Raw genomic sequence first — 13,825 nt, 5'->3', positions numbered from 1 at the left:
CGCCATCACATGGCACCCGGCCGCAAATGCATGCTGTTGAGCAGCGTGTCCCACGCTTGGATCGCGCCGGCCTCGTCGACAGGCGAGGACATGTCTTCTGGCTTCATGCCGCTGTCTTTATCGGCGTCGGAAAGTTCGTCGCCTAGTAACAGCTGGATTTCGGTATGCGGCTGGGCGGTTGTGTTGGGGTCGCCTGGAGCCTGCAAATAAAACTGGAATACTTGCGTTTTGCCATCTTTGATGGACAACAACACTTCCTCGGCGTCCATGCCTGCCACTTGGCGTTTTCCTTCGCGCAGGACGCGTACGTTGTGGCTGTAACCTCTCTCTTTGAGGTCATTGCGTAGATCAGGCAGTGTCTTTAGTAATGAGAATTTCCGATCCGCCTCAACCGCGTCGCGCATTTTAATAACGAACAAAGAGGGCTTGCCAGGTATCATAGAAATGGTTTGCTCGGCAACTTCGCTATTACGTGAAGGGCCGCCGATCAGGGCGCCGTTGATGCAGAAGCCGCGTTCGGTGGGAATATCCCAGTTATCGCGGTAGGAAACGTTTCTGTACCAATCGCTTTCGTCGAGGATGACCTTTTGGATAACGCTGCCTCCTAAATCGAATTTCATGGAAAGCATGGTGCTTCCTGTCAGTACGTACCCCTCTCCATCAAGCGGAAGATTCAGATGATCTCCATATTGCCTATAAATCAGTAAACGCGATGTTTGTGACGGAGAAACAGCCTTTTCCAGCCACGGTATTTCGGTTCCCACAACCCCATTTGGAAGCCCTCTTTTGACTGATTCTTTATACGGGATGAGAATGGTGCGCTTCTTTTCCCTTAGTTCATCTTCGCGTGCGTCGACTTTGTATTGAAACGTTCCAAGGCTAACGTTTCGAGTAATATCAATCTTGTCGCCGGTGAATTCATACTTTTCATAGCCAATCTCGCTATGGGCGGGACGGTCAATTACAAATCGACCTATGCACCAAGGGCGAGAGCCTGCAAGCAAGGGATTGTTATTCATAATAGGTTCCACAGAGGTCGTCCGCGCAAAGGTGGAAAGATTGAACAGTGATACAAACAGAAGTGCAGGTAGCACGCGCGAAGAGGGTACGCTAAGGTTCATTGGACTTTCGCTTTGATGCTGTGCGCAATCTTGGCCATGCTGTACAACGTGGCCCAGCGCGACCAAGGGTGAGCGAAGCAAAACTGATGCTCGTAGCCACCCTGCACAAAGACCATCTGCACACCCTCGGCTTTACTCGAAGCCATCGACAGGGCGGGGATTACTCCACGAGCTTGCGATTCGGCAGAAAAGATCGGTACGGTGCCGTCACCTTTGACGATGCCGTTATCTATTTCTCCCCCCTTCGGTGCGATGGCTTTCTGCTGCACGGTGAACGTTACGGTCTGGCCAGCTACCAATATCTTGAGCACACCATGATGATCGTCATGGATCAGTTGGGCGGTTTTCAGTTCATCTTCCCCAGCGCCATCGGGAATGTCACCTTGCCAAATCACCGTTCCCCAAGTTGTCAGCTTGTCGCCTGGATGACTGAATTCCAGCTTTGAAGACTTTTCGCTTCCATCGGAAGTTTTGGGTTCGAGAGCGCCGTTTCCGTACATCGCATAGGTATTTGGATGATAGTTGTTACGCAGCAATTCTTGCCTGTGAGCCACTGCAAGCAGTGTCTTCTGAAAGTTTTCATGTACGCTCGTGTTCCTATTCTCTTTTTTGAGCTTCTCTCGCACAATTCCCGCTGGATCCAGCAAAGAACTATCCGGTAACAAGCCATACCATTTGTCGCAGAGGTAAATCTCGTCGAGAGCACTTTGTTGTGGCAATGCCATACGCTCCTTGCCGTTCTTATCCACAAAAATCCACCACGGCTTGCCATCGTAGTAATCAGGCATCGGCGCCAACTCCATCGGCCCTTCGGCGTTGCTCGCGACAGCAACAAATTGAGCGTCATCGGCACCCAGTAGGCTTTTATTGGCGAACCTGTCCTTGAAAGTGGTGCCTTCAGCACCCGTGCGAAAACGCTTGGCGAACAGAGGCGCCCCCGTGGCCGGTTGCGCACCGTGGATCACGCCGTACATGTCTTTGGCACCGTCCGAAAATTGGCAAGCCATGCGTGCGACCAGGCCGCCCATCGAGTGGGTGATGATGATCGCCTTCTCTGTTTTGTTTTCCCGGCAGATTTCGCGGATGCCCATGATGCGGGTGGTCTTTTTCGTTTTCTGGTCTTTGAAATCAAGGCCATTCAACACGTCCTCGCCCGACTTCTGGTTCGATTGAAGCCAGTTGTAGCCAATGGCATAGACGGTGTAGCGATAACGGAGCAGCGACTTGAATACGTCGGAGTTGGCGTCGATGGAGCCGCCGGATCCATAAGCGCCGTAGTCCGCCGGATCGGTACCCAGCACGGCTTTCAGGGCGGCTTTGGCTCCCTCCGCATCACCCTGCGCCCATTCGCCATGGGGAAGGCCGGCGAGCATGGGATGGTTGAGCGTATATTCGAGCCAGGCCAACGTCGGCTGATAACTCCAACGATGCACGGTGCTCCAACCACGCCGACGAGCTTCGTCCTCGGTCAGGCCGCTATTACCGACCATAACCGGACCGGTGGGATCGACCACGGCGTTCTGCGGATCGAAGCGTTTCGCGCGTGCGGCGGGGCTGGCGAATCGTCCGGCTATGACGGATGCAATGCCGGAAATAGCGGAGCCCACGGCGTCCATATTGGGTGGATACCACACGAATTTTCCGGTGGTCTTGTCTGACAGCAACGTGCCCATCACACCGGGCAGGAAGATGACCGGAATAGCGGGGCGATGATCGATCAGAATTTCTTTGGTGCGCTGATCGTCGTTGGGCGTGAGCACGGCGCGTGCGTAAGGCGTACCGTCGTCGTCGAACCCGCCAGCGATTCGGACGACATCGTCATTGTCTGCGCTGGGCGCTGTGTTGCTATCGGGCGCGGAGCGGCTGGTGTCAGATGTGCTGTTGCTCATAGGGCTACACATAGGCTTGCGAGATCGACGGGGAAGGGAGGTGTGATGCGCTGCGTGATTGCGCGTGGTTTTATTAGTGGATTCATGGTGTGCGCAAGCAAATAGGCCCGTTGCGAACAGAAGGCTATCTACCGGCGCTGCGAAGCTACGCGCTCGATATCGCCAGCAACGCGTCGTTACATCGCCCCTGGCCGCAAACGCATGCTGTTCAGTAGCGTGTCCCACGCCTGGATCGCGCCGGCCTCGTCGACAGGCGAGGACATGTCTTCTGGCTTCATGCCGCTGTCTTTGTCAGCGTCGGAGAGTTCGTCGCCTAGCAATAGTTGAATTTCGGTGTGCGGTTGTGCGGTTGTGTCGGGATTGCCTGGGGCCTGCAAGTAGAATTGGAACACTTGCGTTTCTCCATCTTTGATCGAGAGCAATACTTCCTCAGCATCCATACCGGCTACTTGGCGATTTCCTTCGCGCAGGACGCGCACGTTGTGGCTGTAACCTCTCTCTTTGAGGTCATTGCGTAGATCAGGCAGTGTCTTTAGTAATGAGAATTTCCGATCTGCCTCAACCGCATCGCGCATTTTTATAACGAACAAAGAGGGCTTGCCAGGTATCATAGAAATGGTTTGTTCGGCGACTTCGCTGTTGCGTGAAGGGCCACCGATTAGAGCGCCGTTGATACAGAAGCCGCGTTCTGCGGGGACGGTCCAGTTTTCGCGGTAGGTGATGCTTTGATATTCAGCGGTTGTAAGGTCGATAAACTTCTGTACGCCATCGTCTGCGACAGAAGACTTCATCGTTAGCATTGTTGTGCCAGCCAGTACATAGCCGTCGGCACTAAATGAGGCATCGCTTTCTCCGTCCTCTTTGAAAATAAAAAGGCGAGAATTTTGAGTCGGCGATAAGACCTTTTCTAGCCACGAGGCGTCGGTTTCAAGAACCCCATTCGGCAAACCTCTTTTTACCGATTCTTTATATGGGATGAGGATGGTGCGCCTCTTCTTTCTTAGTTCATCTTCACGCTCACTGGCCTTGTGTTGGAATGTTCCAAGACTGACGTTATTGATGATGTTGATCTTGTCTCCCCAGAATTCGTATTTTTCGTAACTTACCTCACTATGAGTTGGACGATCGATGACGAAACGGCCGATGCACCACGGGCGAGGATCGGAAAGTAAGGGGTTATCAGTCATCATAGGCTCCACATGGGCCGTTCGCGCAAATGCGGATAGGCCATTCACCAAGAAAAAGAGAGATAGGCACAGTGCGCGGAAAGCGCTGAAGCTACAGGTCATTGGATATCTGCCTTAATGCTGTGCGCGATCTGAGCCATGCTGTACAGCGTGGTCCAGCGCGACCAAGGATGGTCGAAGCAAAATTGATGTTCGTAGCCACCCTGCACAAAGACCATCTGTACACCCTCGGCTTTACCAGAAACCATTGACAGGGAGGAGGTCACGCCGCGAGCTTGCGCCTCGGCGGAGAAGATCGGCACGGTGCCGTCACCTTTGACGATGCCATTATTTCTTTCTCCCTTCTTCGGTGCGATGGCTTTCTGCTGCACCGTGAGCGTTATGATCCTGCTGGCTACCATAAGCTTGAGCACGCCATGGTGATCGTCATAGACCAGTTGGGCGGTGTTCAATTCATCTTCCTCAACGCCGTCGGGAATGTCGCCCTGCCAAATCACCGTGCCCCAGGTTGTCAGCTTCTCGTCTGGCTGACTGAATTCCAGCTTCGGTGCTTCTTGGTTGCCATCGGTAGGCTTTGCTTCTAGCGCGCCATTTCCGTACATTGCATAGGTGTTGCGGTGGTAGTAGTTACGTAATTTGTCCTGTCGCTTGACCACTGCGCGCATCGTGTCTTTGAAGTTTTTGAGAACGCTTGGCGGATGTTTCTCTTTGTCCAATCTTTCTTTTACTACTCCCGCAGGGTCCAGCAAGGAGCTGTCAGGCAATAGGCCATACCATTTGTCGCAGAGGTAAATCTCGTCGAGGGCACTTTGTTGTGGCAATGCCATACGCTCCTTGCCGTTCTTATCCACAAAAATCCACCACGGCTTGCCATCGTAGTAATCAGGCATCGGCGCCAATTCCATAGGCCCCTCCGCGTTGCTTGCTACCGCGACAAATTGGGCGTCATCAGCGCCTAGCAAGCTTTTATTGGCGAGCCTGTCCTTGAAAGTGGTGCCTTCAGCACCCGTGCGAAAACGCTTGGCGAACAGAGGCGCCCCCGTGGCCGGTTGCGCACCGTGGATCACGCCGTACATGTCTTTGGCACCGTCCGAAAATTGGCAAGCCATGCGTGCGACCAGGCCGCCCATCGAGTGGGTGATGATGATCGCCTTCTCTGTTTTGTTTTCCCGGCAGATTTCGCGGATGCCCATGATGCGGGTGGTCTTTTTCGTTTTCTGGTCTTTGAAATCAAGGCCATTCAACACGTCCTCGCCCGACTTCTGGTTCGATTGAAGCCAGTTGTAGCCAATGGCATAGACGGTGTAGCGATAACGGAGCAGCGACTTGAATACGTCGGAGTTGGCGTCGATGGAGCCGCCGGATCCATAAGCGCCGTAGTCCGCCGGATCGGTACCCAGCACGGCTTTCAGGGCGGCTTTGGCTCCCTCCGCATCACCCTGCGCCCATTCGCCATGGGGAAGGCCGGCGAGCATGGGATGGTTGAGCGTATATTCGAGCCAGGCCAACGTCGGCTGATAACTCCAACGATGCACGGTGCTCCAACCACGCCGACGAGCTTCGTCCTCGGTCAGGCCGCTATTACCGACCATAACCGGACCGGTGGGATCGACCACGGCGTTCTGCGGATCGAAGCGTTTCGCGCGTGCGGCGGGGCTGGCGAATCGTCCGGCTATGACGGATGCAATGCCGGAAATAGCGGAGCCCACGGCGTCCATATTGGGTGGATACCACACGAATTTTCCGGTGGTCTTGTCTGACAGCAACGTGCCCATCACACCGGGCAGGAAGATGACCGGAATAGCGGGGCGATGATCGATCAGAATTTCTTTGGTGCGCTGATCGTCGTTGGGCGTGAGCACGGCGCGTGCGTAAGGCGTACCGTCGTCGTCGAACCCGCCAGCGATTCGGACGACATCGTCATTGTCTGCGCTGGGCGCTGTGTTGCTATCGGGCGCGGAGCGGCTGGTGTCAGATGTGCTGTTGCTCATAGGGCTACACATAGGCTTGCGAGATCGACGGGGAAGGGAGGTGTGATGCGCTGCGTGATTGCGCGTGGTTTTATTAGTGGATTCATGGTGTGCGCAAGCAAATAGGCCCGTTGCGAACAGAAGGCTATCTACCGGCGCTGCGAAGCTACGCGCTCGATATCGCCAGCAACGCGTCGTTACATCGCCCCTGGCCGCAAACGCATGCTGTTCAGTAGCGTGTCCCACGCCTGGATCGCGCCGGCTTCATCGACAGGCGAGGACATGGTTTCCTGCGTTTCGCTCTGCTCCTTGTCATAATCGGTCAACGCGTCACCAAGCTCCAATTGAATGTCGATACGGGGTTGGGCTGTCGTTGCGGGGTTGCCGGGTGCAAGTAGATAGAAGCGGAACAGTTGTGTCTTGCCGTCCCTGATCGAGAGCAGAACTTCTTCTGCGTCCATGCCAGCTACTTGGCGTTTGCCTTTTCGAAGGATGTGGACGTAGTGGCTATAGCCTTGGTTGTGTAATTGTTGTTTTAAGTCGGGTAAGGCCTCGAGTAGCGACGTGTCGGGATCACCCTCGATGGCCGCGCTCATTTGGATCACAAGCAAGGAGCGACGTCCCGGCATCAAAATGATGGATTGTGTGACGTCTTCGCTATTACGCGAAGGGCCGCCGATCAGGGCGCCATTGATGCAGAAACCTCGTTCGGCAGGAACGGTCCAGTCATCGCGATAGGTGATGTTCCTGTAGATGTCGGTTGTTCGCTCGATGGATTTCTCGATGTCACTTGGGCGGAGCGGTGATTTCATGGTGAGCATTGTGCTTCCCGCAAGTAGATATCCCTCTTCATCGATGAGCAGATCTGGATGATCTACGCGTCTCCTGAAAATAAAGAGGCGAGAAGTTGGTGTTGGGGAGGAGGTCTTTTCCAGCCATGGAACCTCCGTTTCCAAGATCATGGAATCTAGTCCTTTTGCTAACATTTCTTTATAGGAAATGGAATTTGTGCGTTTGTAGTTCTTCAACTCATTTTCACGAGCCTTGACTTTGTATTCGAAGGTTCCAATGGTGACGTTTCTGGTGATGTCGACTTTGTCGCCCCAATACCGATACTCCTCGGCGGAAATCTCACTGTGCGCTGGGCGATCGATGACGAAACGACCAATGCACCATGGACGAGAATCGGCAAGTAAGGGGTTATTGTTCATTAGGGGCTCCGCAGAAACTGTCCACGCGATGGAGGTCAACACATATATCGAAAGAGAAAAGAGAACACTCACTAAGCACGAAGAGAGCGGATGAAAGATCATTGAAATCTTGCCTTAATGCTGTGCGCAACTTGCGCCATGCTGTACAGCGTGGCCCAGCGCGACCAGGGGTGATCGAAGCAAAACTGATGCTCGTATCCACCCTGCACGAAGACCATCTGCACGCCTTTAGCCTTACCTGAGGCCATGGATAGGTTCGGAGTTACTCCGCGAGCTTGCGCTTCGGCAGACCAGATCGGTACGGTGCCGTCACCCGCGATAATGCCGTTATCTCTTTCTCCATTTTTCTGAGCAATGGCTTTCTGTTGTACGGTGACCTTGACCGTGCGCCCACCCACGATGATAGTTAGCTCCCCTTTGTGATTGTCGTGAACGAGTTGCGCTGCTTTCAATTGCTTCTCATCCACTCCTTCGGGGAAATCGCCTTGCCATACCACCTTGCCCCAGGTCATCAGCTTCTCTTCGGGCGCACTGGTTTCCAGCTTTGGCGGCTCCTGGTTGATCGCACTAGCTTTCGTTAGTTCGCCATTTCCGTAGATGGCATAGGTGTTTGGGTGATAGTTGTTTCTTAACCGTTTTTGTCGATCAACTACGTCGGCCATTACCTGCTTGAAGTAATCGTGCATGCAAGCAGGATTCCTTTGTTCTTCCAGCTTTTTCTTCACTATGCCCGCGGGATCGAGCAAGGAGCTGTCCGGTAGCAAGGCGTACCATTTGTCATTGATATAGATTTCGTCCAATGCGCTGTCCTCGGGCAACGCCATAATCTCTTTGCCTTTCTTGTCAGTAAAAATCCACCAGGGTGCGCCATCGATGTAATCCGGCATCGGCGCCAATTCCATTGGTCCCTCCGCACTGCTGGCCACGGCCACAAATTCCGCCGCATTGCGACCCAGCAGGCTTTGGTTGGCTAGACGGTCTTGGAAGGTGGTGCCTTCTGCGCCGGTGCGAAAACGCTTGGCGAACAGCGGAGCGCCCGTGGCCGGTTGTGCACCGTGGATGACGCCATAAATTGCATCGGCGCCGCCGTGGAACTGCGAGGCCATGCGTGCCACCAGTCCACCCATGGAGTGCGTGATAATGATGGCCTTTTCGACGTTGTTTTCACGGCATATCTCACGAATGCCCATGACACGGGTGACTTTCTTCGTCTTCTGATCCGTGTAATCGAATCCATCCAGCACCTGTTTGCCGGAGATGTCATTGGACTTCAACCAGTTGTAGCCGATGGCGTAAACGCGGTAGCGATAGCGGACCAGCGACTTGAAAGCTTCCGAGTTAGCATCGATCTGACGGCCTTGGCCGTAGCCGCCATAGTCGGCAGGGTCGGTGCCCAGCACGGCTTTCAAGGCGGCGTGGACACCCTCCGCATCGCCCTGCACCCATTCACCATGTGGAAGGCCGGCGAGCATGGGATGGTTGAGTGTATATTCGAGCCACGCCAACGTGGGCTGATAGCTCCAGCGATGCAGTGCTCCCCAGCCGCGCCGACGGGCTTCCTCTTCGGTAAGTCCACTGTTGCCGAGCTTGATGGGGCCGCGCGGATCAACCACGGCCTGATCAGGGTCGAAGTGCTTGGCGCGCTTGGCCGCGCCAACGGGCCAGCCTGCAAGAACCGACGCGACGCCAACGATGCCGGAGCCTATAGCATCCAGATTCGGCGGAGACCACACCGGTTTACCCGTCGTTTTGTCTGACAGCAACGTGCCCATCACACCGGGCAGGAAGATGACCGGAATAGCGGGACGATGATCAACGAGAATTTCCTTGGTGCGCTGATCTTCGTTGGGGGTGAGCACGGCACGTGCGTAAGGCGTACCGTCGTCGTCGAAACCGCCAACGATCCGGACGACATCGTCATTGTCTGCGCTGGGCGCTGTGTTGCTATCGGGCGCGGAGCGGCTGGTGTCAGATGTGCTGTTGCTCATAGGGCTACATATAGGCTTGCGAGATCGACGGGGAAGGGAGGTGTGGTGCGGCTAGGCGATCACGCGAATCCTCGTTCGCGGGTGCCTGCGTTGCCGCATCGGTACCCACGTGCTTCATCACGGCGCAATGGATGTGTTTGTTCTGGCCGACGAGAACGATTTGTTGCTTTTCTTCCGAAAGTGATGAGGCGGCGCATGCCAAGGCCAGCCAAGGCGCGGCAGCGCCTGCATGGCCCACGGTCTGGTTGAGATCGGTGATGCGAGCGGCGAGGTCGATTTTCTTTGACGGTTCGATCAACGCGCCCGCTTGCGCCACATCCAAGCCGGTCTGCCAGCCGGTCGCGATGTGTGCACCTTCAATGCCGGCCCATTGCAAGGCATGCGAAAGTGCATCGCCCGGTTGATCGAGCAGGCTTTGCACTGGACGATGCAGGTGGGCTATGTGCGGCAACCGATGCTGCGTGGCTAAGGATTCTGGCACCAGCAACAGGGCCGTGCCTGCCTCGGCGGTGCCGGCATCCGGTGCATCGGAAAGCAGGGGGTGTAATTGGATAGCCACCAAAAGTGTGGCGTGCAGCTGTGCCTGCTCGAGCGTCTGATCCAGCCAAGTGTCGAGCAACATAAGGTCGGCTGGCGTTGTGCTTGGAGGCGTAACGTCCGCTGAGCGAAGCGAGCGGGCGTGCCAGCATTGCCGCCACAGATGCAGGTTTTCTTCATGCGTGAACCCATTGGCCAGGGCCAGATGAATGGTTAAGGGCATACAGGCGGGAAGCGACTCAATGCGCGGCAAAACCTCGTCCAGCAATTCGTTGAACAGCCATACTGTCACTTGTTGGCGACGATGGCGGTCATCTTCAGCTTTACCCGCCGTGATGCGCATGCCAGGCACTATCAGCCAACGGGCTTTGACGGGCTCCCCCTTCTTGGCGATGGGATCTTGAGACGTCAGGGTTACGGCGCCGTCCCGGACGGCCTTGGCGGTGTTCTTGTCGGGCTCCGCAGAAAAGCGGTGGGCCGCGTCCATCAGCACGAGCGGAGTGCTTGCCGCTTCAAAAACACGAGTGTTGAAGTCACGCACGGCTTCGTTGTGTAACGAAGCATCCAGTTGGTCTCCTTCGTAAATGCTGTATCGGCGCAGCACGATGAGCGCAGGGATGCCTATCGGAAAAAGCACCAGGCTGGTCCAAAACTTCCATGTTTGGGTTGGCATGTCTTTCGGCCAGAAAAGCAGCACGGCAAAAACACCGGCAAGCACCATCAGGAAGAAGGCAATGGTCCAGACGGGTCGTGATGGTGCGCTGATCTGTGCAGGTTCTTCGGAGGGTAGTAGTGAGAAATCAACCGCCATAACGTACCTCTGTTGGGATGGGGGGAAGTGCGTGCTGTCGTAGGCTCATGTCGAGCCTCCGTGATGGGGTGGCACACGGATCACAACATCTTCCACATCGTGGCTTTTCTGTATGCTCGTTCGCCCTAAGTCATCGGTAGTGCCTTTGATGCGCGTGCCATCTGCGCGAACGATTTCGTATGGCTGCTGTTTGAGCACTTCGCCGGTGATCTTGCTGCGGAGCACGTAGGGATCATTGAAGGCCGTGCTCGGAAGACTGTTCATGTGTTGTGCCACGAATGAAGGCCCTTGCCGGGCGAACGCCGCCGACTTGATCGTGCGATCACCACGCGTACCTTCCTCGATGCCGGTGGCGGACATGCGGAAATAGGAGCCGCCGCATTTGAGCAGCAATTCGTCCTTGGCCTCGATCGTGACCCGGCCGTTGACGCTGGTGATGGTCATGTTCTGGTCCGCCAGCAGTTGCATCGCATCGCTCTGCGCCTGAATCTCCACCTTGCCCTTGGCGGCAAATAATTTGATGCCGAGCTTCTGCGCGAACACCGAGACCAACTCGCCTGCTGCCACGGTGATGCGCTTCATGACCCCGACATCGAGATGGCCGCCAGCGCTGGCGATGAGGTTTTGCGCGGCGTTGAGTTGCAGCGAGCCGCCGGTGGTGAGGCCGATGCCATCGGGCGCACTGATCAGGATGCCCGCCTTTTTCAGCTGATCGAGTGATTGCTCGAACAAGTCTTTTTGCTTGCGGTAATCGGCGGCGATGGCTTGGGCGGCCTGGGCCGCCTCCGTCAGCGCCTGGGTCTGTGCGAGCGCCTGTTGCAGTTGCCCGATGGCCGCCTGCATCTCCAATTGCTGGCCATGGGCCCCCGGCTGCGCATCGGCACTGACGAACACGCCTTTGGCCGCCCGCACACTGGCATGCCCATCGGTACGCAGCTCCGCCCCGATGCCGCGCGGCGTGTTCTGCCCATCCACCATATGCCCCAGGTTGAGTTCGCTGGTCTGGGTGGGCGTACTGAGATGGATGTGTTCAACGCCCTGGTAATCCTCCATGCGTAGCTCGTTACCGGCGGCGGTGCGGATCAGGTTGCGGGTGTTGTTCTGGTGGGTGACCAGATCCGTGCGCTGGCTGTTGTGCACGGCGCCGACGATGGTGGGGCGATCCGGATCGCCCTGGGTAAAGCCCAGGATGACTTCCGCGCCGTCGATCAGCGGGAAGTGATGGCCGTAGTCGCGGCCGCTGTAGGGTTTGGCCAGACGTACCGGGCGGCTGCTGCCGCCGGGGCTCCAGCTGTCCAGGTCGAAGGGCAGCTGCACGCGGTACTCGCCGTCCTGGGTGAGATAGGCGTACTTATAGTTGCCCGGCGAGACGATGCGCGCGGGCAGCAGGCCGTTGATGCTGGGCCAGGGCAGGGGTTGGCTGCGATAGGGGCGATCGGCGGGGATGGCGGTAAAGGTGTTGATGTAGGGCTGATCGCGGGCGGCGGTGTGGGTGACGGCGGTGATCATCAGGCCGTGCGAGGCATCGGGCAGGGGCTTGTCGCGCAGCCGCAGCACGCTGCCCGGCGCGAGGGCGAGCACGTTGCCGGTGCCGTCGTAGACGATCTGCTGGGTGAGGTGCGCCTGATGGCGCAGCCGGGCGAGGCGCTGGGCATCCTCGGGGTCGGTTGGATGCTCGCCCCAGCGGTAGTCGGTGCCGGCGGTGGTGCGGTCGTCGCGGGCAACGTTGGCGTCGGTGAGCAGCGAGACACCGGTGGTGCGGGGGTTGTTGTCATGCAGGCGCACCGCTTGGGTGACGCGGCGGCGCTGCTGAGTGAGCGAGGTGATCGCTTCGGCGCCCGCGCTTTCCAGGCCGGCGTCGGCGCGCAGGGGCACGCTGAGGCCGCTGCGCTGGTAGGCGTCGATATCGTCACCGAAGACGATGACGTCGCGGTCATCGGTCGGGATAACGCGAAACCAGATCCCTTCGTCGGCGGCGATGCGTTGGAGAAAGGCGAGGGTGGTTTCGTCGTACTGGGTGGTGTATTCCCGCGTGGGATAACCGGCGCGCAGCGTGAACTGGAAATCGTTGGCGGTGAAGCCGGCGTGGCGCAGCACGTCTTCGAGGATCTCCGGTGCGCTGCGCTTCTGAAACAGGCGACTGGTGACCTCGCGCGATAGGTCGGCGAGGCGCGGTTCGAGGACCAGGCGGTAGTGGGTCTGGTCGGCGGAGGTGTCGAGCTGGTCGAACTGGGTGATCAGGCCGCGGAAGAGGCGCGCAGGCGCCGGGGCGGCGAGTGTATCGGCCAGCTCGCCGACGAGGCGACGCAGCGACGCGGCGGCGGTATCGATGGGCTGGATGGTGAAGCTCGCCGTTTTGCCGAGCACGGAGGCGGTGGCCAGGTCCGCCGCTGCGCAGGTGACGTCGATCTCGAAACGATAGGGCGTGCTGAGTGCTTCCTTGCCCTTGAAACTCTGGACAGAAAACAGTGCCTGGGTGCCGGCGATGTGCAAATGATAGGCCTGGCTGATCTGTGCAAGCGATGTCACGCGGAAGTCCCTTTGAAAAGCCCAAGTCACGGCACACGCGTCGCGCATGTCGGACGGTGCGGTGTGCGCAGGTGCGCTCCTGTACCCATAAGCAGGCCGAGATATGGCCGCGGGTGGTTGAATGATGTGGCTGCTCCATGGGCGCGCACATCAGGCGAATGGCGCGTTTTTCGTAGGGTTTTTATGCGTGACGTGTAGGTGTTCTACCAGGGTGGGTGCTGGCGCGCATGGCACTTGCTTATGTCAGTTCAAGTAATGCGTGAATGCAGGCCGCCGGAATGCCGCGCACGGAGAGGCTCTTCGGGGCGCCCGCATAATCGGGCAGCGCGAATCCAAGCGCGATGGTCGGGGGACCAATAGGGGGGCGCGCCGCCTCGGACACCTGTTGGTGCACCCAAATGTGATTTGAAATAGGTGTTTATATGAACGCGCCGGTCCTGATTCGGAGTCTTGATCGGGCACTTTAGGTCGCAATAGGACGCATACGGGCAATCCGCCTTGGCGCATGCGAAACCTGTTGACGGTTCGCCCGGCCGACTGTCCGGCAAAGCCGAAGGTGCTCGGGTTACCAGTAATGAGGGC

At 57.2% G+C, this 13,825-nt stretch carries 8 protein-coding genes; all 8 read right to left on the bottom strand.

The window, feature by feature from the left end; translation table 11 throughout:
• Positions 1–5 precede the first annotated feature (5 nt).
• The 8 genes from ISP19_RS11240 to ISP19_RS11205 all read right to left on the bottom strand — a co-directional run bounded on the left by ISP19_RS11240 (position 6) and on the right by ISP19_RS11205 (position 13,243).
• Complete coding sequence (locus tag ISP19_RS11240; protein WP_204682043.1) at positions 6–1,019, bottom strand: T6SS immunity protein Tli4 family protein; 1,014 nt, start codon at positions 1,017–1,019, stop codon at positions 6–8.
• Between the two features lie 98 nt (positions 1,020–1,117).
• The gene (locus ISP19_RS11235) at positions 1,118–3,010 is read right to left on the bottom strand and encodes an esterase/lipase family protein (protein ID WP_204682041.1); all 1,893 of its coding nucleotides are present in this window, start codon (positions 3,008–3,010) and stop codon (positions 1,118–1,120) included.
• 176 nt (positions 3,011–3,186) lie between these two features.
• Positions 3,187–4,197, bottom strand: a complete 1,011-nt coding sequence (locus tag ISP19_RS11230; protein ID WP_204682039.1) for a T6SS immunity protein Tli4 family protein — start codon at positions 4,195–4,197, stop codon at positions 3,187–3,189.
• Between the two features lie 98 nt (positions 4,198–4,295).
• Positions 4,296–6,188, bottom strand: a complete 1,893-nt coding sequence (locus tag ISP19_RS11225) for an esterase/lipase family protein (RefSeq protein WP_204682037.1) — start codon at positions 6,186–6,188, stop codon at positions 4,296–4,298.
• Between the two features lie 176 nt (positions 6,189–6,364).
• The gene (locus ISP19_RS11220) at positions 6,365–7,378 is read right to left on the bottom strand and encodes a T6SS immunity protein Tli4 family protein (protein WP_204682034.1); all 1,014 of its coding nucleotides are present in this window, start codon (positions 7,376–7,378) and stop codon (positions 6,365–6,367) included.
• Positions 7,379–7,476: 98 nt separating this feature from the next.
• A complete protein-coding gene (locus ISP19_RS11215; protein WP_204682032.1) occupies positions 7,477–9,366 on the bottom strand; it encodes an esterase/lipase family protein in 1,890 nt (629 codons plus the stop codon).
• 4 nt (positions 9,367–9,370) lie between these two features.
• Positions 9,371–10,714: a hypothetical protein gene (locus ISP19_RS11210; RefSeq protein WP_204682030.1), complete on the bottom strand. Its 1,344-nt coding sequence runs from the start codon at positions 10,712–10,714 to the stop codon at positions 9,371–9,373.
• A 45-nt stretch (positions 10,715–10,759) separates the two neighbouring features.
• Positions 10,760–13,243 (bottom strand): type VI secretion system Vgr family protein, encoded by a 2,484-nt coding sequence (locus tag ISP19_RS11205; RefSeq protein ID WP_204682028.1) that lies wholly within the window; start codon positions 13,241–13,243, stop codon positions 10,760–10,762.
• Positions 13,244–13,825: the final 582 nt, after the last annotated feature.

The sequence above is a fragment of the Dyella flava genome (genome assembly GCF_016904955.1).
GTDB lineage: Bacteria > Pseudomonadota > Gammaproteobacteria > Xanthomonadales > Rhodanobacteraceae > Dyella_B > Dyella_B flava.
The sequence above is the reverse complement of the archived record's forward strand: the minus strand, read 5'-3'. Positions and strand labels throughout refer to the sequence as shown.

Excerpts from the sequence above, each read along its gene's own strand:
- ISP19_RS11220 (WP_204682034.1), bottom strand. The coding sequence starts at position 7,378 with ATGAACAATAACCCCTTACTTGCCGATTCTCGTCCATGGTGCATTGGT.
- ISP19_RS11240 (WP_204682043.1), bottom strand. The coding sequence starts at position 1,019 with ATGAATAACAATCCCTTGCTTGCAGGCTCTCGCCCTTGGTGCATAGGT.
- ISP19_RS11235 (WP_204682041.1), bottom strand. The coding sequence starts at position 3,010 with ATGAGCAACAGCACATCTGACACCAGCCGCTCCGCGCCCGATAGCAAC.
- ISP19_RS11225 (WP_204682037.1), bottom strand. The coding sequence starts at position 6,188 with ATGAGCAACAGCACATCTGACACCAGCCGCTCCGCGCCCGATAGCAAC.
- ISP19_RS11215 (WP_204682032.1), bottom strand. The coding sequence starts at position 9,366 with ATGAGCAACAGCACATCTGACACCAGCCGCTCCGCGCCCGATAGCAAC.
- ISP19_RS11230 (WP_204682039.1), bottom strand. The coding sequence starts at position 4,197 with ATGACTGATAACCCCTTACTTTCCGATCCTCGCCCGTGGTGCATCGGC.
- ISP19_RS11210 (WP_204682030.1), bottom strand. The coding sequence starts at position 10,714 with ATGGCGGTTGATTTCTCACTACTACCCTCCGAAGAACCTGCACAGATC.